This window comes from Mycetocola sp. Y719, from assembly GCF_056713205.1.
The window spans coordinates 472434-493644 of record NZ_JBWYGY010000001.1 but is presented as its reverse complement, the minus strand read 5'-3'; the positions used below and the strand labels follow the sequence as shown (position 1 = coordinate 493644).

At 64.6% G+C, this 21211-nt stretch carries 16 protein-coding genes and 4 tRNA genes; 12 read left to right on the top strand and 8 right to left on the bottom strand.

Annotated elements, in window-relative coordinates; translation table 11 throughout:
- Nucleotides 1–21: 21 nt before the first annotated feature.
- Complete coding sequence (locus tag AC1M0F_RS02215; RefSeq protein WP_480236569.1) at nucleotides 22–918, bottom strand: sulfurtransferase; 897 nt, start codon at nucleotides 916–918, stop codon at nucleotides 22–24.
- 144 nt (nucleotides 919–1062) lie between these two features.
- On the opposite strand from AC1M0F_RS02215, the gene zapE reads away from it, so the two are divergent.
- From zapE to AC1M0F_RS02190, 5 genes are all read left to right on the top strand, one after another.
- On the top strand, nucleotides 1063–2100 hold the full coding sequence (zapE, locus tag AC1M0F_RS02210; RefSeq protein WP_480236568.1) for a cell division protein ZapE: 1038 nt from the start codon (nucleotides 1063–1065) through the stop codon (nucleotides 2098–2100).
- Nucleotides 2101–2266: 166 nt separating this feature from the next.
- Complete coding sequence (locus AC1M0F_RS02205; protein ID WP_480236567.1) at nucleotides 2267–3499, top strand: ammonium transporter; 1233 nt, start codon at nucleotides 2267–2269, stop codon at nucleotides 3497–3499.
- Nucleotides 3500–3771: 272 nt separating this feature from the next.
- Entirely contained in the window at nucleotides 3772–4203 is a 432-nt protein-coding gene (locus tag AC1M0F_RS02200) for a type II toxin-antitoxin system PemK/MazF family toxin (protein ID WP_480236566.1), read from the top strand.
- Nucleotides 4204–4267: 64 nt separating this feature from the next.
- Entirely contained in the window at nucleotides 4268–4939 is a 672-nt protein-coding gene (locus AC1M0F_RS02195) for an endonuclease/exonuclease/phosphatase family protein (RefSeq protein ID WP_480237347.1), read from the top strand.
- 196 nt (nucleotides 4940–5135) lie between these two features.
- Nucleotides 5136–6281 (top strand): ScyD/ScyE family protein, encoded by a 1146-nt coding sequence (locus AC1M0F_RS02190; RefSeq protein ID WP_480236565.1) that lies wholly within the window; start codon nucleotides 5136–5138, stop codon nucleotides 6279–6281.
- 82 nt (nucleotides 6282–6363) lie between these two features.
- Here AC1M0F_RS02190 and AC1M0F_RS02185 read toward each other — a convergent pair whose 3' ends face one another.
- Both AC1M0F_RS02185 and AC1M0F_RS02180 read right to left on the bottom strand, forming a co-directional pair.
- On the bottom strand, nucleotides 6364–7242 hold the full coding sequence (locus AC1M0F_RS02185) for an aminoglycoside phosphotransferase family protein (protein WP_480236564.1): 879 nt from the start codon (nucleotides 7240–7242) through the stop codon (nucleotides 6364–6366).
- 129 nt (nucleotides 7243–7371) lie between these two features.
- Nucleotides 7372–7444: transfer RNA gene (locus tag AC1M0F_RS02180), tRNA-Val, on the bottom strand.
- Nucleotides 7445–7628: 184 nt separating this feature from the next.
- On the opposite strand from AC1M0F_RS02180, the gene AC1M0F_RS02175 reads away from it, so the two are divergent.
- From AC1M0F_RS02175 to AC1M0F_RS02160, 4 genes are all read left to right on the top strand, one after another.
- Nucleotides 7629–7700 (top strand) — tRNA-Gly (locus AC1M0F_RS02175).
- 53 nt (nucleotides 7701–7753) lie between these two features.
- Nucleotides 7754–7824 (top strand) — tRNA-Cys (locus AC1M0F_RS02170).
- 35 nt (nucleotides 7825–7859) lie between these two features.
- Nucleotides 7860–7931, top strand: a tRNA-Val gene (locus AC1M0F_RS02165).
- A gap of 270 nt (nucleotides 7932–8201) precedes the next feature.
- Nucleotides 8202–11093 (top strand): hypothetical protein, encoded by a 2892-nt coding sequence (locus AC1M0F_RS02160; RefSeq protein WP_480236563.1) that lies wholly within the window; start codon nucleotides 8202–8204, stop codon nucleotides 11091–11093.
- 29 nt (nucleotides 11094–11122) lie between these two features.
- On the opposite strand, the gene AC1M0F_RS02155 is transcribed toward AC1M0F_RS02160, so the two are convergent.
- Entirely contained in the window at nucleotides 11123–11785 is a 663-nt protein-coding gene (locus AC1M0F_RS02155) for a GAP family protein (protein ID WP_480236562.1), read from the bottom strand.
- A 71-nt stretch (nucleotides 11786–11856) separates the two neighbouring features.
- Nucleotides 11857–12243 carry a hypothetical protein gene (locus AC1M0F_RS02150; protein ID WP_480236561.1) on the bottom strand — a complete coding sequence of 129 codons (387 nt, stop codon included), beginning with the start codon at nucleotides 12241–12243 and terminating at the stop codon, nucleotides 11857–11859.
- Between the two features lie 256 nt (nucleotides 12244–12499).
- On the opposite strand from AC1M0F_RS02150, the gene AC1M0F_RS02145 reads away from it, so the two are divergent.
- On the top strand, nucleotides 12500–13753 hold the full coding sequence (locus tag AC1M0F_RS02145; protein WP_480236560.1) for an AI-2E family transporter: 1254 nt from the start codon (nucleotides 12500–12502) through the stop codon (nucleotides 13751–13753).
- A 24-nt stretch (nucleotides 13754–13777) separates the two neighbouring features.
- Here AC1M0F_RS02145 and AC1M0F_RS02140 read toward each other — a convergent pair whose 3' ends face one another.
- Nucleotides 13778–14521: an ion channel gene (locus AC1M0F_RS02140; protein ID WP_480236559.1), complete on the bottom strand. Its 744-nt coding sequence runs from the start codon at nucleotides 14519–14521 to the stop codon at nucleotides 13778–13780.
- A 244-nt stretch (nucleotides 14522–14765) separates the two neighbouring features.
- Between AC1M0F_RS02140 and AC1M0F_RS02135 the strand changes: the two genes are divergently transcribed.
- The gene (locus tag AC1M0F_RS02135) at nucleotides 14766–16187 is read left to right on the top strand and encodes a DUF2252 domain-containing protein (protein ID WP_480236558.1); all 1422 of its coding nucleotides are present in this window, start codon (nucleotides 14766–14768) and stop codon (nucleotides 16185–16187) included.
- A 9-nt stretch (nucleotides 16188–16196) separates the two neighbouring features.
- Here the strand turns inward: AC1M0F_RS02135 and AC1M0F_RS02130 are convergent, their stop codons facing one another.
- Nucleotides 16197–17612: an ATP-binding protein gene (locus tag AC1M0F_RS02130; protein ID WP_480236557.1), complete on the bottom strand. Its 1416-nt coding sequence runs from the start codon at nucleotides 17610–17612 to the stop codon at nucleotides 16197–16199.
- A gap of 159 nt (nucleotides 17613–17771) precedes the next feature.
- On the opposite strand from AC1M0F_RS02130, the gene AC1M0F_RS02125 reads away from it, so the two are divergent.
- Nucleotides 17772–19142, top strand: a complete 1371-nt coding sequence (locus AC1M0F_RS02125; RefSeq protein ID WP_480236556.1) for a hypothetical protein — start codon at nucleotides 17772–17774, stop codon at nucleotides 19140–19142.
- Nucleotides 19143–19147: 5 nt separating this feature from the next.
- Here the strand turns inward: AC1M0F_RS02125 and AC1M0F_RS02120 are convergent, their stop codons facing one another.
- The gene (locus AC1M0F_RS02120) at nucleotides 19148–21022 is read right to left on the bottom strand and encodes a glycoside hydrolase family 15 protein (protein ID WP_480236555.1); all 1875 of its coding nucleotides are present in this window, start codon (nucleotides 21020–21022) and stop codon (nucleotides 19148–19150) included.
- Between the last annotated feature and the right edge of the window lie 189 nt (nucleotides 21023–21211).

The following is a 21211-nucleotide window of genomic DNA, read 5'->3' as shown; positions in this document are numbered from 1 at the left end:
TGTCAGACCGGCTGCCGGGTGTCAGCGGGGAAGCTCGCCAGGTTCGGTTCCGACGGCGATCGGAACGCGAACAGCGCTGCCCCATTCCGTCCAGGAACCGTCGTAGTTTCGGACGTTCTCGAAACCGAGGAGATGCTGCAGGACGAACCAGGTGTGGCTCGATCGCTCCCCGATCCGGCAGTACGCGACCACATCGTCGCCATCCTTCAGACCTGCGCCGTCCCGATAGATCGCGTTGAGCTCGGTGAGCGACCGGAAGGTGCCATCCTCGGCGACGGCCTTCGACCATGGCACACTCTGGGCGGTCGGGATGTGGCCGGCTCTCAAAGCACCTTCCTCCGGGTACGCCGGTGCTGTCGTCCGTTCACCGCTGTACTCCTCCGGCGACCGCACATCGATCAGCGGGTTGCCGAGGTGCGCGAGCACGTCATCCTTGTAGGCACGGATCACCGAGTCATCGCGGTCGACGACCGGGTATTCGACAGCTGGTCTCTGGGTGGCGTCCGTCGTGATGGGCCTGCCTTCGGCGATCCACTTGTCACGACCCCCATCGAGGAGTCTGACGTCGTCGTGCCCGAACAGGGTGAACACCCAGAGAGCGTACGCCGCCCACCAGTTGTTCTTGTCGCCGTAGATCACAACGGTGTCGTCGCGGGCGATGCCGCGACTCGAGAGCAGCGCCGCGAAACCCTCGCCGTCGACATAGTCACGCAGTACAGGATCGTTGAGGTCTGTGTGCCAGTCGATCTTCACGGAACCGGGGATATGGCCGACCTCATAGAGCAGGACATCCTCGTCTGATTCGACCACGACGAGGCCTGGCTGGCCGAGACGCTCCTCCAGCCAATCGGCGGTGACGAGCCGCTCAGGGTGCGCATACTCCGCGAACGCGGGCGAAGGGTCGGTTTCGATGGGCATGATCTACCTCCGGTATGAGCCGCCTGCGGCACGGGCTGGCCGTCACGCTGGCATAGGCTGGGAACTCGTTCTACTGCGAAGATACGCAGCATCATCGCCTGCGGCAGTCGCGCCGTAAGACTTCGACACACGAGGTATTCTCCCATGAGCCAGACCGCCGAGACGGAACGCACCCGCATCGTCGACCGCACACCGACCATCACCGGTGAGGAGATCGCGGCGAGCCTCGTTCCGCCCCGGCAGTTCACGGATGCCAGCTTCGCCAGCTACCGTCCCGACCCCGAGTTCGCATCGCAGCAGGAAGCAGTTGAGCTGCTGCAGGCATTCGCCACCGGGTGGGCGCCCTCCAGGTCCGGTGGCTTCTTCAGCAGGAAGAAAAAGGAGCCGGAGGTCAAACCAGGCGTCTACCTCGACGGCGGGTTCGGTGTCGGAAAGACCCACCTCCTTGCGGCGCTCTGGCATGCGGCCCCTGGGCCGCGGAAGTATTTCGGGACGTTCATCGAGTACACCGCTCTCGTCGGTGCACTCGGGTACGCGAAGGCGGTCGAAGCGCTCACCGGCTCGACCCTGATCTGCATCGATGAGTTCGAACTCGACGACCCGGGCGACACGATGATGATGACCCGGCTCCTCACCGATCTGGTCGCGACTGGAACGCGTGTCGCGGCGACCTCGAACACACCGCCGAACGCTCTCGGCGAGGGCCGGTTCGCCGCCTCGGACTTCCTGCGAGAGATCCATGCGATGTCCGCACACTTCACCACCCTCCGTATCGACGGCAACGACTACCGCCGCAGGTCGACGGAGGGTCACGCCCAGGCGCTGGACCCTGCTGCATATTCCGCGGCGCTCGACGCAGCGACGGCAGCGGGGGTGCGGATGTCCGACGATTCATTCGATGGCCTCATCGCCCACCTCGCCACCGTCCACCCGTCCAAGTACATCAAGCTCATCGATGGCATCGACCGCATCGGCTTGCGCGACGTGCACGAACTGCACTCGCAGACCGAAGCACTCCGCCTCGTCGCATTCATCGACCGCGTCTACGACGCACAGATCCCGATCGCCGCAACGGGCATCCCCCTCGACCAGGTCTTCGCCGGAGACATGCTGTCCGGTGGGTACCGCAAGAAGTACCTCAGGTCGATGTCGCGCATGATCGCGCTGACCGTGGTTTCGTAGCGCCACGAAACCTGCTTTTTACACGGGGCACCCTCACGTAACGAACCCGAAACATCGGGTGCACCGCTCTCGAAACGTCGGCAAAGCATGCTGGCATCACACCGACTGGCGCACCGCGTCCCTCCGTCGGTCAGCCCGATGCACTCGAGAGAACTAAGGACACGATATGGACACCGGCAGCATTGCCTGGGGGATCACCGCTACCGCACTGGTACTGGTGATGACTCCTGGCGTCGCATTCTTCTATGGCGGCCTTGTGAAGGCCAAGAGCGTTATCAGCATGATGATGATGAGCTTCGGCGCACTCGGCCTCATCACCGTGCTGTGGATTCTCTACGGATTCAACATGAGCGCAGTCGCCAGCCCGACAGACTTCGCCGGGAACCCGTTCTCCGACTTCGGCCTCACTGCTCTCTCGCAGGGTGCAGACGCCAACACCAATCTCCTCGGAGCGACCTACGGTGCGACCTTCGCGATCATCACGGTTGCCCTGATCTCCGGTGCGATCGCCGACCGCGCCAAGTTCGGCTCCTGGATGCTCTTCGCCGGCATCTTCGCGACCATCGGCTACTTCCCGATCGCCGCGTGGGTCTGGGGCGGCGGCTGGATCATGAACCTCGGCACAGCGCTCTTCGGTGAAGATGCAGGCATCGCAGTCATCGACTACGCCGGTGGTACCGCTGTCCACATCAACGCGGGAGCAGCAGCCCTCGCCCTCGCCCTCGTCCTGGGCAAGCGCGTCGGATTCCAGAAGGGCATCCAGAAGCCGCACAACGTGCCGCTCACCCTCCTCGGCGCCTCGATCCTGTGGTTCGGCTGGTTCGGTTTCAACGCCGGTGCAGAGTGGCTGAACGGCCTCGCCAACACGGGCCTCATCGTGATCAACACGCTCGGTGCGACCGCTGCGGCCATCATCGGCTGGCTGATCATCGAGAAGCTCAAGGACGGCAAGGCGACCTCGGTCGGCGCCGCATCCGGTGCAGTCGCGGGCCTCGTCGCCATCACCCCCGCATGTGCCAACCTCACGCCGGGCTGGGCCCTCCTCCTCGGTGTTCTCACCGGTGCGATCTGTGCTCTCGCCATCGAGCTGAAGTTCAAGCTCGGCTTCGATGACTCGCTCGATGTCGTGGGCATCCACCTCGTCGGTGGACTCGTCGGAACGCTTTACCTGGGCTTCTTCGCCACCGAGACCGGTCTGATCCTCGGCGGCGGCTTCGAGCAGCTCGCCGTCCAGTTCATCGCAGCGTTCGCTGTCCTGGTCTACTCCTTCCTCGTCGCCGGAATCGTCGGCTTCGCGATCCAGAAGACTCTCGGCTTCCGGGTCAAGAACGAGGACGAGATCGCCGGGGTCGACACCACTGTCCACGGCGAAGAGGGCTACGCCCTCGAGGTCGTCTAGCCTCCACAACACAGCACGTCGGAACGGGATGTCGCCTTCGCGCGGCATCCCGTTCCGTCGTTCCCGGATGCAGCCCCTGGCGCTGCCACCTCGGTTCGGCGTGGCTAGGATGAGCGCGTGACCACCCGACTGTTCGCCAGGCACAACGCGCCCACCCGCCCGCTCATCTCCTCCGTCGGAATCTGACCGTGGCATCCCTCACCTCTGTTCTCCGCTCAGCGGTTGCGTCCATTCTGCGCACGACCAGGACGCCGGGTGCTACGCCTGCCCCCATGACAGAGGAGCGGGGCCGGAACGGGTCGACGGCGACCGTTGAAGTGGACCCCTCGCGGCTGGGCCGGGTGACGATGACCTACGTCCCATCGACCGACGGCAACCCGGATCCGGGCGAGATCGTCTGGACCTGGGTGCCCTATGAGGAACGGGACGGCAGGGGCAAGGACCGCCCAGTCCTGCTCGTGGCCTCTGAACCGCACGGAACCGCGCTGGCGGTCCAGCTGACGAGCAAGCCCCACGGCGGCGATGGGAACTTCGTGGCGATCGGGCGCGGGAGGTGGGACTTCGAGGGTCGGCCGAGCTGGGTCGCGCTCGACCGGGTGTTCCGGGTTCATCCGGACGGAATGCGCCGTGAAGCCGCTGCCATCGACTCCACAGTTTTCCAGGGTGTCGCCGACGCGCTCAGCTCGCGATACGGCTGGAGCTGAGCAGTCGCCCTCCCGTTGCCGCTGTAGAATTTTCCCTATCGAGTTTCTCGGACGGGGAGTCCTCATCAGAATCATCAGCTACAACCTTCGCAAGCATGCTGCAAGCGCTGAACTTCTCGGCCTGGAAAAGTTGTACGACGCTGACGTTCTCTGCCTTCAGGAGGCGGACAGCGAGTTGTTGCCAACTTCGGTCGGACGTCTCCGGCTGGCCGACTCGACCCGGGCCAACCGACTCGGACTGGCGATCTACTACAACGAGGAACGTTTCTCGGCCCTCACGACGACGGCCTTCGAGCTGAAGAAGTCGATGCATGACCGGCTGTTCTCGCCGGCGACCGAACGCCTCATCGCGACGAAACTATACGACAACGAAGCAGGCCGCGAGATGCTCGTCGCCTCTTTCCACGCCGCGCCGCTCACGGCACTCAATTCGCTCAGACGGAAGCAGATCAGCACCGCCCACCACGAACTGCGTTCGCTTGCAGAAGGCATCCCGACGGTCATGGTCGGCGACTTCAACTACCCGATCTTCAAGAACAACCTCCGCAGGCGCATCCAGGAGATGGGCTACGAGCTGTCGCTGAGCAACGCGCGGACCTATGCGCGCTACAAGATCTTCCGCGGACACTTCGACTTCGTCACGAGTGTGAACATGGGAATCGACGAGGTGAAGACGCTGCCTCGAGGAGCATCCGACCACCGCGCCATTCTCGTCACGACGACGTACCTGGTCTGACGCGGGGCTCGGCGCCGCATCTGTGCACGAGGGCTCGACAACTCTGTCAATCCTGAGTACCGTTCTCAAAATGTGAGAAAGTCTCATGATCGACTCGCAGTGACCCCACCCTCATCTGCCTCCCCGGAGTGTGCGATCACACCCGAGCGATGACGTCCTGACTTCTCTGTCATCACCTCTCACAAAGGAGCACAGAGTGAAAGTTTCGACCCTGACGGCTGCGGTCTGTATCGCCGCCCTCACCACTGTCGCCGTCGCCACGCCGGCGTCGGCCCACGGCGGGCAGCCGCCTGTCAGCATCAGCCAGAAAGTTCTCGCCGATGGCATGCTCTCGCCGCTCTCCCTCGACATCGGTTCGAGCGGTACGGCATACATCAGCCAGAACTTCCCCGGACTGCTCACCAAAGTGCCGCCGCGCGGCCAACAGTCGGACATCGTCTCTGGCAACGGTGACGAGATCAGTGCCGTGTCCACTCGGGGCAACACGGTGTACTACGCCCAGGTCGCACAGGACCACTCGAGTGCCAAGCTCATGAGCGTGACCAGGGGGAAGACACCGGTGACCGTGGCCGACCTCTGGGCTCACGAGGACACGAAGAACCCGGACCAGGTCAACACCTACGGTTTCGTGGGACTCCCAGCCTCGTGCGCATCGCAGTTCCCCGCTGAGGCGCCTGCGTCCTACACGGGGATCAAGGACACGCATCCGTACGCGTCGCTCGCCACGAAGGACGGGGTGTACGTGGCGGATGCCGGAATGAACGCGATCCTCAAGGTCGGCTACAACGGCCGCGTGAAGACCGTCGCCGTTCTCCCGCCGACTTCACCGGTCGTCGCAACAGCGGCGATCGTCGAACAATTCGGGTTCCCCGCCTGCGCTGCCGGCTACAAGTACCGTTTCGAACCGGTTCCGACGGACGTCGAGACCGGTCCGGGCGGATGGCTCTACGTCAGCTCCCTCCCGGGCGGGCCTGAAGACGCCAGCCTGGGCGCCAGGGGTGCCGTCTTCAAGGTCAGCCCCTGGTCAGGCAAGGTTGTCAGCTTCGCAACCGGATTCGTCGGAGCAACGGGACTTGCCGTCTCGCCGAAGACCGGAGTCGTCTTCGTCGCCGAAATGTTCGGGGGACCGAACGGCACTGGCCAGGTCTCGCTCGTGCTGCCATGGGGCAAACGAGCGGTGACGGCGTTCCCGGTCACCTCGCCTGCGGCCATCGAGCTGTCCGGCACGAGCATCTATCTCACGAAGGACGCCTTCGTCCTGGGTGAGACGGGACCTCAGCCGATCGGGAAGCTGGTGAAGGTCAGCCTCACCGGCAAATCACTGAAGTCCTATCTGGGTTAGGCACCTGAGCACAGGCGCCTGAACACACAGCCGTGCGTCGCCCGACGGCGCACGGCACCGCTGTGTGCCGACGGCCAACACCTCAGAACGGTTCGGACAGGACTTCGCGGATGGTGCGCACCGCCATCGTGACGAAGGCCGGGTTGGTGACCTCGTAGTAGGGGATGATGGCTGCCGCCTGGTGAAGGGCGTACCCCCGCGCCCGGTTCCAGGTCTCGTCGTCCACCCCGAGCTCTGCCCGGAAGGTTCGCCGACCCGAGGCTCCGAAAACACTCCACGCCGCGATCACGTCGGCGGCAGGGTCACCGACCCCAGCGCCGCCCCAGTCGATGACGGCGCTGAGGCGGCCGTCGCGTGCGAGCAGATTCGGGCGGAGCAGGTCGGTGTGAATCCAGACCGGTGCGCCGGCCCACTGCTGCGAGTCCATCGCGACGTCCCACGCGTGCATCGCTGCCGAGGAGTCGATGACGCGCCCTGAGGCGAGGATGGTGTCGCGTGTTCCGGCATCCAGCTCACTCAACGGCTTGCGCCCGGCCGCGGGCGCGCCTGAGGGGTCCACGCGCCGCAGCTCCGAGACGAATCCGGCGAGATTCCGGGCCGCGTGGTCCTCGTCGTCGATCGTGTCATCCGCGTACGGCGTGCCGTCCAGCCACTCATAGACCGCCCACGGAAGGCCGTAGTAGTCCGTGGGTGCGCCCGTGAAGACCGGGCGGGGGATGGGCACTGTCAGGTGCCGCGAAAGCCCAGGGAGCCACCTCAGCTCCCTGACGAGGTCACCAGCCCAGCGTTCTACCCGCGGCAGCCGGACAGCCAGATGGTCGCCGAGTCGGTAGACGGCGTTCACCGTCCCGGTCGACCTGACCTCACGGATTGTCAGTTCAGCCACTTCCGGGAACTGATCGGCAAGGAGCCGCGATACCAGTCGGCTGTCGATGGCGACTTCGTCGCCGTGCATGGTCATCCGGTCCGCCTTCTCTCCCGTGTGTCCCCAGTCTGTCGGACGCCCCCTAATTCCGGTCGAACCGAGTCCGGGCCGTCACCGACGCCCGGGCACGAAAAAGGCCCGCGAGTTCTTCGCGGGCCTTTTCGGTGGGCGATACCGGACTCGAACCGATGACCTCTTCCGTGTGAAGGAAGCGCGCTACCAACTGCGCCAATCGCCCATTTGTTGCGATCCGAGAGGAGCACAACGACGTTTCATGGTACCCGAACCGGAGCACTCCCGCGAACCATGGCGGCATCCGTTTTGCCTTCTTCAGGCGGGTGAATGACACTGCGGTAACTCGATTTTGTTTCTCGGCTCTTCATCAAGTAGAGTCTTTCAAGCACGCAGGAATGCGAGCAAATGCGGATGTGGCGCAGTGGTAGCGCATCACCTTGCCAAGGTGAGGGTCGCGAGTTCGAATCTCGTCATCCGCTCGAGTGTTGGGGTTAGCCTTAGGGTTGACCACGGCATGTGGGCAACCACACGCGGTGGCGTGGCCGAGAGGCGAGGCAGCGGCCTGCAAAGCCGTCCACACGGGTTCGAATCCCGTCGCCACCTCGCACTCACAATTGAATTACACTTTTATGAAGCATGAGCGATTGGCGCAGCGGTAGCGCGCTTCCCTGACACGGAAGAGGTCGCTGGTTCGATCCCAGTATCGCTCACACAGAAGAAGCCCGGACAGAAATGTTCGGGCTTCTGTGGTTTAACCGGATCGCACCGGCGCCCCCCCTGGACCGCATGGGCCGCGGTCTAGCTGGTTCGATCCCAGTATCGCCCACACACAAGAAGCCCGGACAGAAATGTTCGGGCTTCTGTGGTCTAACCGGGCTTCCGCGCGCGCTCGTCACGGCGATCTGTCGCAGGATGGGGCTGGTAATGAGTTTTGCTCATCTCTAGAATCGGTGCGTCATCGCTCTACGAGAGGTGCGATCATGGCGAACCTGCGAGTGCTCGAGTTACGGATCCACGGCATCGCCAACTCGCCGCCTGCCGAGATGTTGTGCACGACCCAGGAAGAGGTCGAGCGCAAGGACGGTGACGAACAGGGCTCGTTCTGGCAGATCAAGCCCAAGCTTTCCGCCGCAGGTGCGCAGCCCCACTCCGGCGTAGAGACGGTCGCGGAAGCCTACTCCTGGGGCAATCAGGCCCGCTCGGGTGGATCCGCCGTCGCGCTCATCGGCCGCGCCATCGTGCACGTGTGCTGGCTCTTCGTCCTGCCGTTCGGGCTGTGCAACCTCGCGTACTGGGCCAGACGCGACATCAAGGGCGCCGACGAAGAGCCCAAGTGGTGGGCTGGAGGTGACGGCGCAGTGGCTGTTCGCGTGTTCGCACTGCTGCAGACCCTCTTCTACACGGTCGGTTTCCTCACCGTGTTCGTCCATCTCATGGCCCTGCAGTGTTTCCGAGCCGTCGAATCGGAGGATGGGACCGGCTACCAGGCGTGCGCAGCGCTGCCCGGCTGGCTGGACTTCCTCGCCGCATGGAGCCCGACAGCCCGAGCAGCATTGTTCAGCGTTGTGCCCATCGCAGTGATCCTGCTCATCTACATGATCGGTCTGAGAGCCAGGGGAATGTTCAACCCGCAGCGTTCATTCGACGATGACGCAAAGCCGCACCCGAGAGCGAAAGCCGAGGCCGGAGAAGCCGATCCTCCCCGCCCGGCGCTGCTCGCATCCGCCAGCTTCTGGCACCGTTCCCGGGTAGCTCAGACGTCCGAGCGAGCACACCTCGCCGGAGCTGTGGCCCTCATCATCCTTCTGCTCAGCTCTGACGCCCTGGTGGATTCCTTCCCGGATGCCGATCCGCTCGACGTCCTCCTCGGCGGGCTCGGGACGGTGGCTGGAAGCCCGGTCCCGTTCACCGCAGTCGTCATCGGCGCTCTGCTGCTCGCCGGCGCGTTCGCCATCACCGCTGCGGCCGGCCTGAGTGGCAAGATCTGGTCGATCCGATCGAAACGCGGCTGGTCCACTGTCCTGCTCGTCGTCTCGGCCCTGTCTTACGTCCTCTGGATCTGCTGGGCTCTCATCGTCGCCCGCGATGACGTCACGGGGGCTGGGGAGTTCGCCGGTGACAGCAGCATGCGAGGGCTCATCGTCACTCCGACGGTGATCGCAGCGGGCGGGGCACTCATCGCGGTCGCCAGCCTGTCATGGGGCTATCGCTGGCGGCGGCGCCTGGTGATGTGGCTCGTGCTTCCTCTCGCTCTCGTCTGCGCACTGTCTTCGGCGGTCTGGGCAAAGGATCTCGCCGGCGATCTCAGCTGGGCCCGCCCTGCGCTCTCCTGGTTCACCGTGATCCTTGTCGCCCTGGCCATCGTCATCGCCTATCTGCCGTTCAGGGACCCCGACGTGCGCACCGCCAGACGGAACTCAGGGTGGCACGGAAACGGCGCCGGGGTCTCACTCCTGCTCGCCCTGCTTGCCTCACTCGTGATCACGAGCCTGCTCGTCCTGGGCACGCACGCGTGGCTCGTTGCCGACAACGACACCCCAGAGGTGAAAGACGGCTGGAGAACAATCGACGAGTCGAGCGCCGAGCCGATCGCTGCTCCCGGATTCCACGAACGATTCGCTGGGATGCTCGTCGTCATCTTGCTCGTGGTCATCATCTTCGGAGTGTTCGCGGTCGTGGCGTCGCTTCGGCGATTCCCCGCCTTCAGCCTCCCCGGTCCGGAGTTCGATCCTGACCTCGGCGGCGTCTCGCGGCTGGCCGCCGACGGGGCGTCGACACGGTCGGGTTCAACGACGGATGCGCACCCGCACGCGCCCCGGGTGGTGCACGGGAAGGATTACCCGCCCAACGAAGACAAACCGAGCGGCCGCCTGCGAGCCGTCGCGGACGCGCGCCGGATCGCAGGCCTCGCCCATCGGGGTGAGCCGATCCTCCGGGTGCTCGCCATCCTCACCGCCCTCGCGCTCGTGCCGCTCGCGATCCCGTACTTCGGTGAATTGCTCGAACAGCAGACCGTGTGGAGCACGCTCTCGGCCGTCTCCGGATGGGCGATCGGCCTGCTCGCGCTTGCTGCTGTCGCCTGGGTGGTCACCAATGCGGTGACCTCGACTGAACGGCCGCTCGGACTCGTCTGGGACATCATCTGCTTCTTCCCGAGAGCAGGGCATCCGTTCACACCGCCCTGTTATGCCGAACGTGCCGTGCCCGAGATCACGAAGCGGATCAGACGCTGGATGTCGGACGAGGGGGAGGACGCGCAGGTGATCCTCTCTGCCCACTCGATGGGAGCAACGATCGCGGTCGGCGCCGTCCTCGCACTGCACGGTGAAGACGAGGACGACATCCTCCACAGGGTCTCGCTGCTCACCCACGGTGTGCAACTCCGCCCGTACTTCAGCCGGTTCTTCCCCGAGGTGTTCGGGGCCCGCGTGCTCGGCGTGCGGGGGACCCGCGGACCCACACTGCTCGGCGCGGATCCGTGGCGGCGTCAGGTCATCGAGGAGAGCAGGCCTCCTGCGTCGCCGCTGCACAACGATGCCGACCCGGCATCCGTCGTCGAACTCCTGGGTGGCAACTTCCGCGACCCGGACAACCTGGTGCCACCCCGGTGGCGGAGCCTCTGGCGCAGGACGGACTACCTCGGATTCCCGGTGAACGGATACTGGAGCAACGTGGTCGATGGTGCCAACGAGAACCCGATCGATCGCGGTGCCACCGAACGATCGCCGCGCTCGTACCTCTGGGCGGTTGCACGGCACAACGACTACCTCTCCACACCGCAGTACCGGGCGGCGCGGCACGAGCTGGTCGAGATGATGAAGCGGAGGAAGGATCGGGCGGCACGGGATGGAACGGTCCCGGCCGTCGAATAGCGATCCTCGTGACGGCTACCCGGCCTCGGTCACAGCTTCTGGAGGCCGGATCCGATGATCAGGACGCCCATCAGGATCGAGACGACGAGCATGATGGTGACGGTGTTCTTCGTGATCCACTCCCGGATGGCGTCCAAGGGTGCCCGCGTCTTTTCCGGAGCGGAGAAGTGCCCGACGATGGGCAGCGCCACGGTCGATATCCCCACAATCGTGAAGATCACGATGACGCCAACCGCGTCGGGGACTCTCAACTCCGCGTCACCGATCACGACAGCGGCGGCGACGGAGAGGATCACATTCTTGGGGCGAAGCGCGAGCGCGAAACCGAAGCCGAGCGCCCCGATGGCGTTGATCTTCCCCAGGGCATCCAGCCAGCGGGGGGATTCGCGTACGCGCCTGGCCCGCTTTCGCCAGGTGATGGCCGGATAGACGATGAGCGCTGTGCCGAGGAGTATCCGGAAGACACCGACCACGGTGTCGTCGCGAGGGGGCGATGCCGCGGGGATGAGTCGGATGCCCACGGTGAGCAGCCCGAGGATTGCGGCAACGCCAACTGCCCAGCCGACGAGAAGGGCAATGCTGACGAGCGGTTTCGCCGGCGAAAGCAGGATGAGGATCGCCGCGACGATCGGCACCGTGCTGAGCGCCACCGCGATCGCGAGGGGCAGGACCTGACCGATGACCGAGGTCATGACGATGCAGCCGGATCAGTCATCGGACGTCGCTCCCCAGGCTCGGCACTCCGCGCGGTGTTGGAGTGGAATCAGGCCAGCGCCTTCGTTTTGATGACCTCGAACTCGTCGTGAGTGATCGCACCGGACCGTAGGAGCGCATGCGCTTTCGCGACTTCCTCAGCTGGACTCGAGCCCGCTCCGCTATCGGACGGTCCGCGCGGATCTTCAGATTCGGAGTTCAGACCGCGACCCATTCGTTGGCTCAGCCCGTTGCCGCGGGCGATGAGGTAGACGAGGACGGTGAGGAATGGCACGAAAACGAGGAAGATCACCCACACCGCCTTGAGCCAGCCGTTCAGCGAACGGTCCCTGAAGACGTCGCCGAGCACGATCACGATCGCGAACAGGTAGGCGATGTAGACATATGCCCAGAAGAGCCAGAGCATCACAGACCAGAAATCGCTCAACAGTTCCATCTCGACCAACTCCTTCTCGGTGCTCCGACAACTGCCGTTTCTGCAACATAGACCCAATCCTGCCCGTCGTACAGTGAACCATCCAGACCGGGTGAATTGCGGCGAACGCTGTAGAGAACGACTCGGACCCGGTGGTACCGTGCCCATACGCTCAGCCAGCCGGCAGCAGCGCCGGCTCGCGATCTCGATGGCGGGCCCGACAGCCGAATGTGCCCGCCGTCGAGAATGGTGTGGGATTCGTCGGGAGGATGGGACGATGTGGCGGTTCTTCCAGCGTTCCAGCGCGTCTGCTCTGCCCCCAGCTGACGCGGAGAACGTCGAGCCTGCGCTCGTCACGCACGCCATGCCCCGTGCCACGATCATCCTCCTGGGGCTCGCGGGAGCAACGGTCACGGTGTTCGGATTGGCTGCGATAAGGGGCGTCGCCGCTCCGGTGGCATTCGCGCTTGTTCTCACGATCTGCGCTCATCCGATCCGGGCGGTCCTCGAACGAAGAAGCGTGCCACGGGGAGTCGCGACCGTCACCGCCATCCTCCTGGTCTTCGCCCTTCTGGCCGGATTCGTTGCAGCGTTCATCGTGGCGCTCACCCAGTTCACCACCCTCATCCCCGAGTACGCCCCGCAGATCATCGCGATCGGGCAGGACATCGCGGAATGGCTCGCCAGCATCGGTGTCAGTTCGGCTTCAGCCGAGACCATCGTGTCTGGCTTCGATCCGGCCAATCTGGTCGATTTCGCGACAGGAATACTCGGCGGAATCACCGGAATCATCTTCGGTCTCGTCGTGATCCTCACCCTGGTCATGCTGATGGCGATGGACGCCGCCTATCTGCCGACGCTGCTGTCGCAGATCAAGGTGAAACGCCCAAGCCTCGTCGCCGCCCTGAGCGGCTACGCGATCGGCGTACGACGTTACATGGTGGCCGCCACCGCTCTAGGAGTGCTGCAGAGCACGATGAACTGGATCGCGCTCGTCGTTCTTCAGGTGCCCGCCGCGTTTCTCTGGGCGCTGCTCTCGTTCATCTGCAGCTTCATCCCCAACGTCGGGTATTTCATCGCGATCATCCCTCCGACGATCTTCGGATTCCTGGTCGGTGGTTGGCCGACGGGCGTCGCCGTGATTCTCGTCTACGGCGTGATCAACTTCATCGTCCAGTCGATCGTGCAACCACTTCTGGTGAGCAACGTCGTGGCACTCAACCAGACCATCACCTTCGTCTCGGTGCTGTTCTGGGCGGCCGTGATCGGTCCCATCGGAGCAATCCTCGCTGTACCGCTGTCGCTGCTGGTGAGAACGATCCTGCTCGACGCGGATCCACGGATGAGGTGGTTCCGGCCGCTCACCGGTGACATCGACGAGGCGAAGGACCTGATGAAGGCGGCCGACGCCGAGGCGAAGGCGGGCAGAAAGGCCCGAAAACGCGGTACGCCGAGCCCGGACGTTCCTCCCGACACCGTGGTGGCTGACGAGCGCCCTACGAAGGCGAGACGGCACAGCCGAGGGAGCTGACGTCGGGCGAGTCCGTTGCCGCGGTCACCTCCCTGACGGTGGGAGGGGTTGCCGCCCTGCCTGCTGGCTGGGATGGTTCCATCGGTCCACCACCCGTGCGATCGCGATGACGAGAAAGAGCTGCCCGGTGATCGTCTCGGCGATCGCAACGGACTGAACGAGCGCGCCGACCGGGACGAGGTTGCCGTAGCCCGTTGTGGTGAGGGTCGTGAACGAGAAGAAGAGCTGCCCGGTCAACGAGTCCGCGTTGCCGACGCCGAACGTGGGTTGTGCGGAGAGCAGGCCGATCAGGTTGAAAACGAATGTGAAGAACATCCCGACCATGACGTACGCCGAGATTGCCGCCAAAAGAGTCTGTCCGTCGATGCGGCGACGTCTCGACTGTTGGGCGATGATCGCGACGGGAGCAACGAGGTAGGCCACCATGGACGCCGCCGAAAGCACGATGGCCAGGACGTGACCCTGTGTGCCGAGCACGGACACCAGCCCCGTTCCGACCCCGGCGATCGCAAGCACTGTCCACCCCACGGTGCGCTGGGCCGGTCGGACACGCGCGACCCACAGAGTCACTGCCACTGTGACGAGTTGCACCAGAAGAGCGATGGCACTTGGATTCCGTGAATCCTGAGCCGCGCACAGAGCGTACGAGATCACGAGAAGGCCGAGCACGAGCCAGTACCCCGAGTACAGGAAACTGAGCCGCCGCGGCGCACCATGATTCGGTGACGCAGCGTGACGACCGGGTTGAATGCCGATATCGCTTTCCACGGTGCGTTCCTGTGAGTCTCTCCCTGTGAACACGAGCTGTTCGGCGCGATCATCGGAGTCACCTGGGCTCGCCGGCGGTGTCGGTTCCCGAATGCTACGGAATGGTTCGCTTTGGGCGCCTCATCCGAAGCGGATGAAGGTCCAACCTCCCGGGACCGGGATCGACATCGGGCACCGCTGCAGTGCGAGCCCTCATCTGCACCGGGTGATGCGGCCGAAGCCAGGCAGTGCGTACAGTCAGGCCATGAAAGCACGCGGAACACCTACTCCGGCCTTCGAGGAACGGGCGGAACGGGGGAGGGCCGCGCGCGAACGGGTTCCGCGTGCTGCACACGAAGAGTGGACGGCAGCACCAGACCGGCCCGACCCCATCTCGCTCCTGTCGGAGCAGGCCGCGACCCGTGTGCCGGACCTGGTGCCGATTCGGCATTCGCGGATGCTGCAATCCCCGTTCGCCTTCTTCCGCGGCGCGGCACTGATCATGGCCGCCGATCTCGCGCACACCGAGGACTCCGGGATCACCGTCCAGCTGTGCGGCGATGCCCACCTGTCGAATTTCGGGCTCTACGCCAGCCCTGAACGTGTGCTGGTCTTCGATATGAACGACTTCGATGAGACCCTCCCCGGTCCATGGGAGTGGGATGTCAAACGGCTCGCGGCGAGTTTCGAAGTGATGGGCAGGCATCGCCGGTTCTCGGACGTGGAGCGACAGTCGCTGACCCGGGCGACGGTGAGCGGCTATCGGAAGAGGATGCGGAAAGCCGCGGGGTCGCCGGTCCTGACGGCGTGGTACGACCATCTGAAGGCGGATCAAGTCGTCGAGTTGTTCCGTCCGGCCCTCAGAACGGTCCAGAAGAACGGGGAAAAGTCGAACGGTCCTGAACGGGTCATCGCTCAAGCGAAAAAGCGAGACAGCGCACGCGCGCTGGCGAAGCTCGCGGAGGTTGTCGATGGAGACCTCCGTATCCGCGCGAATCCGCCGCTCATCGTCCCCCTCGCAGATCTCGCTCCGTCCATTCGCACCCGTGAGGAGAACGAAAGCACCGTCCGCGACCTTCTCACCGACTATCAGACGACGTTGTCCCACGACATCCACCCGATGCGGGAGTTCGAATACGTCGACATGGCCAGGAGAGTCGGTGGAGTGGGAAGTGTCGGGACCAGGGCGTGGATCGTACTCTTGCGCGGACGGGACAACTCAGACCCCCTGTTTCTGCAGGCCAAGCAAGCGGAGGCATCCGTTCTCGAACGGTTCCTGCCCGCGAGCGAATATGCGCACCATGGCGAACGCGTTGTCCGGGGTCAGCGCATCATGCAGGGGGCGAGCGACATCTTCCTCGGTTGGCAGCGTGTGGTGGGGTTCGACGGCCAGCCACGCGATTTCTACGTACGCCAGCTTCACGACTGGAAGGGTTCGGCGGACCTCGAGAACATGCCGTTCGCCGGGGCTCTCATCTACGCGCGCATCTGCGGCGAAACCCTGGCTCGCGCACACGCTCGGGCGGGCGATCGGGTCGCCATCGCCGGATACCTGGGCAACAGCGATCGATTCGACAAGGCGATCGGTCGGTTCGCCTCGGCATACGCCGATCAGAACGAACGAGACTTCTCAGCTTTCAGCGATGCGGTGGCGTCTGGCCGTCTGACCGCCTCTTCAGGGGAGTAGTTCTCCTGCTCATGCCTGCCTGAGCGGCACACCCACATCGGCACCGCCTTCTCGCGTGAGGCGGCTCCCCATCCTGACCATCGATGGCGCAGGGGTGAAGCCGCCGGCGAAGAGCGCCTCGCCCTGAGTGAAGCGCGATGCCCTGGCGAGCATCGCAGGAGGCACGAAACCGAAGATCGTTGCGAGCTCGTCGAGGTCGAGCGGCGAGGTCATCTTCATCAGGGCCAGATTGTCGCACTGCGAGATGATGCTGGGGTGGACCCGCGAGGGGCGTTGCGTGGAGAGCAGGAGCCACAGACCGAACTTCCGGCCTTCAGCTGCGATCTGGATGATCCTCTCCCGTACGGCGATGTGCAACGGACTGTTCTGGTCAGGGGAACACAGGTTGTGCGCCTCATCGATCACGATCAGAAGTGGCCGCCGGTCCTCGCGTTTCGCCCACAGGTCATCGAGGACGGCCAGCGCAACGACGAGGGATTCCTCTGCGTAGGAAAACCCGCCGAGGTCGAGGACGGTTGCATCCGGACGCGTGTCCAGGATGTCGGTGACCGTGTCGAGCCCTTCGGCCCAGACGCTCCAGTTGAGGACATCGAGATTCAGCGTGCGTGCCACCAGGGCCCGTGCGGCTGCCGTGTCCCGTTCGAGAAGGTGTGGAATGATCCCCTCCTTCCCTATGGTGCCCGCCGTCTCCTCGAGGTGGATCAGCTCGGAGTACTCGTCGCGGTCGGCGAGCGGATGGAGGCTGAAGACTGCGGCCTTCGCTGCGGCGGGGAGATCGATGAAGCGGACCCGGAGTGAATTCGGGTTCGGCGATGAGGGCCGGAGTACCCGGATGTCACGGCCGGCGAGCGTCTCTCCTGCAGCAGTGTCCTCCGCATCCGGATTTGTCTCGCGAATTCGGACGAAGTCGCCATTCGGGTCGAAAATCACCATCGGAAGGCTCGTGTGGAGCAGAAGTTGCTCAAGCACCACGCCGAGCGCGTAGGTCTTGCCCGACCCGCTCTGGCCGCACCAGAACGTATGCCGGTTGAACCGAGAGGGAAGGAGGCGCGCTGGGATCTCATCCGAGGCGAGATACGAACCGATCGTCAGCGCCGCCGCCGAGCCGTCATGCAGGGCTTCGATCGTTTGTGCGTCCGCCACATGCACGGTCGCTCGTGGGAACGCTGCGGTGCGTCGCCTGTCGATCTGCAGTCCGTCGTCTGACACGGCTCCGAGGATCCGGCCGACGCCGCTCAGGGCGCCACCGATAGCGAACGTGACGTCTTCCACCTGACCGAGTTGTTTGCCGCCGTCTTCGGCGAGAAGGAGGACGAATCCGCCTGGTTCGAACGCGGACTGAAGCGAGCCGGCGAATTGGAAGACCCGCCCGTCGATCGAAACGGCCGACGCCGCGTCCGTCCCGGAACTTCTGGCATCCGTCATCGCTCTCTCCTTCAGCTCAGCGAAAGAGTAGCCCCGCTGTTTGTCCGGACGAAAGCAATGATGCCGATTTTTCGCTATCTCACGCAGGATGGGTGATCTCAACGCCAAGATTCAGGGTCATCTTTACCGTAGACACATCACTGGGCGAATGAGGAACTCATGTCAGATCCGGCAAACATCGAACTGCTCCGGCGGATCGAACAACTCGAGGCCGAGAACTCGGCCCTCCGTGAGCGTGACGGCATCCCGCCGGCCGATGCGGAACCGACCCCGCAGAGAAAGCGACGCGGATGGGGATGGACGCTCCTTGCGACGGTACTGATCGTGGTGGGAGCCGTGCTGGCTCCTCTTGCGCTGGTCGCCTCATGGTCGAAGGTGCTCCTCACAGACACCGACCGTTTCGTAGCGACCTATGCACCGCTGGCGGAAGACCCGGCGGTTCAGGCGTACATCACGGATCAGACCCTGGCAGTCATCAACGAACAGATCGACATCCCGACGCTCACCTCTGACGTGATCGACGGCATCACGGACCTCGGCACCGGTCCGAGGGCGACGCAGGCGCTCGAACTCCTGAAAGGGCCGGCGGCCGCAGGTGTTCAATCGCTCATCGAACGCGGGGTGACCGGCTTCGTCGAGTCGGACGCGTTTGCGAATGTGTGGGCGTCAGCGCTGCGGGTGAGCCATACCCAGATCATCTCGCTCATGGAGAACGATCCGGATGCCGTGGTCCAGGTCGGAACTGACGGCTCCATCGGAATCCAGCTCGGCCCCATCGTGGAGGCCGTCAAGAAGGCACTGGTGGACAGGGGCATCGACCTGGCGAACCAGATCCCGGCCGTCGACAGGACAGTCGTCATCGCTCAGGCCGACGCGCTTCCCTCTGTGCAGCTGTTCTATGGCTTCATCGTCGCGCTCGGCTCGTGGCTGCCGTGGATCGCGATTCTGTTCCTCGCCGCCGGTGTGGTCGCCGCCAGGCGGCGTCCCGTCGCCCTGATCTGGGCTGCGGTGGCGCTGGCCCTGTCGATGGCGCTTGCCCTCGGGGGAATCGTGATCGGCAACTTCGCACTCGTCTCAGCCTTGAGCCCCGACGTGCTGCCCTCAGGGGTGACGACGCTGCTCTACGAGACCGTCGCCGGTGACATGCGGAACACCGCTGTCGCCGTCCTTGTCCTCGCGGTCGTCGTCGCCATCGTCGGCTGGCTGGCCGGGCCGTTCGGCGTCCCGCGCCGCCTGCGCGGACTGGTGAATGAGGGCGCAGGGGCGATCCGCGGTGCAGCGGAGGAACGCGGCATCACGACAGGCCGCTTCGGGGTGTGGATCTACACCCGTCGGACGCTTCTTCGCGCCATCGTCGCCGTCGTCGCGTCTGCCGTCGTTTTGTTGGTTCGGCCCGTCAGCATCAGCCTCACCCTCTGGACTCTGGTGCTCGCGGTGGTCGCCCTCGCGATCATCGAACTTGTGCAGCGCCCCGTCGTCACTGTTCCTGCGACAGCGAGTGAGGACATCGAGACCGTCGAAGTCGAATGATCCGATCAGAGGTCGCGCCGACCGCCCGGTGTCGACGGTCTCCGGTCGTGCGCGGAGTCTTCGAGCGCATCGTCCAGGGTGAGCGCGGCGTCGATGAGCGCCAGATGGGTGAATGCCTGGGGGAAGTTTCCGATCTGTTCTCCGGTGACGGCGATCTCCTCCGAGTACAGGCCCAGATGGTTCGCGTATGTGAGCATCTTCTGGAAGGTCAGCCGTGCCGCATCGACCCGACCCGCCCGCGCCAGGGCATCGACGTACAGGAACGTGCACAGGGAGAACGTTCCCTCTGACCCGCGGAGACCGTCGGGCGACGCAGCCGGGTCGTACCTGTACACGAGGCTGTCCGACACCAGTTCTTCGTCCATGGCGTCCAGCGTCGATTGCCACAGGGGATCGTGGGATGACACGAAACCGACCTGAGGCATCTTCAGCAGCGAGGCGTCGAGGACGGTCTCCCCGTACTGCTGCACGAACGCCGAACGGTCGGCGTTCCACCCGTGCTCCATGATCTGGCGGTAAATGGCGTCGCGTTCGACGATCCACCGTGACAGGTCCGCCGGTCTGCCGAGGGCAGTCGCCAGGCGGATCGCCCGGTCGAACGCGACCCAGCACATCAGCCGACCGTACGTGAAATTCTTGCGCCCGCCCCTGGTCTCCCAGATGCCCTCCTCCGGCTGATCCCAGTTGTCTGCGAGCCAGTCGAGAAGGGTGCAGATGCCTGCCCAGCCGGGCTGTCCGATCGTGACACCGGCCCGATCGAGGGCGTAGACGGCGTCCAGCGCTTCGCCGTAGATGTCGAGCTGAAGCTGCCCGGCGGCCCCGTTGCCGATCCGCACCGGGTGGGAGCCCTTGTAGCCCTCCCACCCCTCGACGAGATCCTCCTGCAGGTCAGGGTCACCGTCGATCCTGTACATGATGTTGAGCGGCCCGGTCTCGCTCTCCACGTGCTCGGTCACACGGTCCCGAAGCCACTGGCCGAAAGCGACGGCTTCATCGGTGAACCCCAACCTGACCAGGGTGTGAACCGAGAACGACGCATCGCGCACCCAGGTGTACCGATAGTCCCAGTTGCGTTCACCGCCGATCTGTTCGGGCAGTCCGGCGGTGGGAGCGGCCACCAGGCCTCCGGTGGGGGCGTAGGTGAGGAGTTTCAACGTGATGGCGGATCGCTCCACCTGTTCACGCCAGCGTCCTCGATATGTCGATCTGCCGATCCAGTCCTGCCAGAACTCCGTCGTCTCTTCGAGAAGCCGGATGGCATCCGCCGGGCGCCTCCTGAGCGGGACGGCAAGCGCGCCGGTCTCCAGAACGCACCCACGCATCTGCCCCTCCTCGAGGCTCAACGCCCCGTGGATGGCACCGTCGTCAGTCGCAGCGAGGCGTCCCAATTCCTCGGCCTCGTCCTCTCGGATGAGGCTCAGGGCAAGCCGGGTGTCGCCTGCTTCGAAGGTCGCTCCGTGGTCCCCGACACTGAGGGTATGGGTCAGCTGCCCGTAGCCGAATCGAGGGGCGACCTCGATGTCGAACGTCATCCGCCCACGGACACAGCGGATCATTCTCACCAGGCAGTGCAGCTCGCTCTTCGCGCTTCCGGTCACCGGCATGAAGTCGACCAGTTCCCCCACACCCTCCTCCGTCAGGAAGCGGGTGACGAGGATCGCGGTATCCGGCAAGTAGAGCTGCTTCGAGTCGAATGTGTCGGCGCGGGGGCGGACGGCGAAATGACCCCCGCGATCCGCGTCGAGGAGCGAGGCGAAAATGCTGGGTGAGTCGAAACGCGGGCTGCAGAACCAGTCGACGGTCCCGTCTGTGGACACCAGCGCGGCGGTTTGGAGATCACCGATCAGGCCATGATCGGCGATCAAAGGGTAGGTCTTCATCTGCACACCCGTCTTCAGAATTCGCCTCCACAGACATCATGCGATCGGGCCCCGCCGGAGTCGTCACCCGGTCAGGGTGAAGCTGGGTACAGGCGCTCGGGATCCGTTGACCGCCGGGACTCGGCCGGAGGATAATCGGGGCCCACGATAGACACGGCAGATCACATCGTTCGGGTCGGCCGCAGATCA

Coding starts and splice junctions, on each gene's coding strand:
- AC1M0F_RS02135 (WP_480236558.1), top strand. CDS start 14,766: ATGAAAGCACGCGGAACACCTACTCCGGCCTTCGAGGAACGGGCGGAA.
- AC1M0F_RS02130 (WP_480236557.1), bottom strand. CDS start 17,612: ATGACGGATGCCAGAAGTTCCGGGACGGACGCGGCGTCGGCCGTTTCG.
- AC1M0F_RS02120 (WP_480236555.1), bottom strand. CDS start 21,022: ATGAAGACCTACCCTTTGATCGCCGATCATGGCCTGATCGGTGATCTC.
- AC1M0F_RS02205 (WP_480236567.1), top strand. CDS start 2,267: ATGGACACCGGCAGCATTGCCTGGGGGATCACCGCTACCGCACTGGTA.
- AC1M0F_RS02150 (WP_480236561.1), bottom strand. CDS start 12,243: ATGGAACTGTTGAGCGATTTCTGGTCTGTGATGCTCTGGCTCTTCTGG.
- AC1M0F_RS02185 (WP_480236564.1), bottom strand. CDS start 7,242: ATGACCATGCACGGCGACGAAGTCGCCATCGACAGCCGACTGGTATCG.
- AC1M0F_RS02125 (WP_480236556.1), top strand. CDS start 17,772: ATGTCAGATCCGGCAAACATCGAACTGCTCCGGCGGATCGAACAACTC.
- AC1M0F_RS02145 (WP_480236560.1), top strand. CDS start 12,500: ATGTGGCGGTTCTTCCAGCGTTCCAGCGCGTCTGCTCTGCCCCCAGCT.
- AC1M0F_RS02215 (WP_480236569.1), bottom strand. CDS start 918: ATGCCCATCGAAACCGACCCTTCGCCCGCGTTCGCGGAGTATGCGCAC.
- AC1M0F_RS02160 (WP_480236563.1), top strand. CDS start 8,202: ATGGCGAACCTGCGAGTGCTCGAGTTACGGATCCACGGCATCGCCAAC.
- zapE (WP_480236568.1), top strand. CDS start 1,063: ATGAGCCAGACCGCCGAGACGGAACGCACCCGCATCGTCGACCGCACA.
- AC1M0F_RS02200 (WP_480236566.1), top strand. CDS start 3,772: ATGACAGAGGAGCGGGGCCGGAACGGGTCGACGGCGACCGTTGAAGTG.
- AC1M0F_RS02155 (WP_480236562.1), bottom strand. CDS start 11,785: ATGACCTCGGTCATCGGTCAGGTCCTGCCCCTCGCGATCGCGGTGGCG.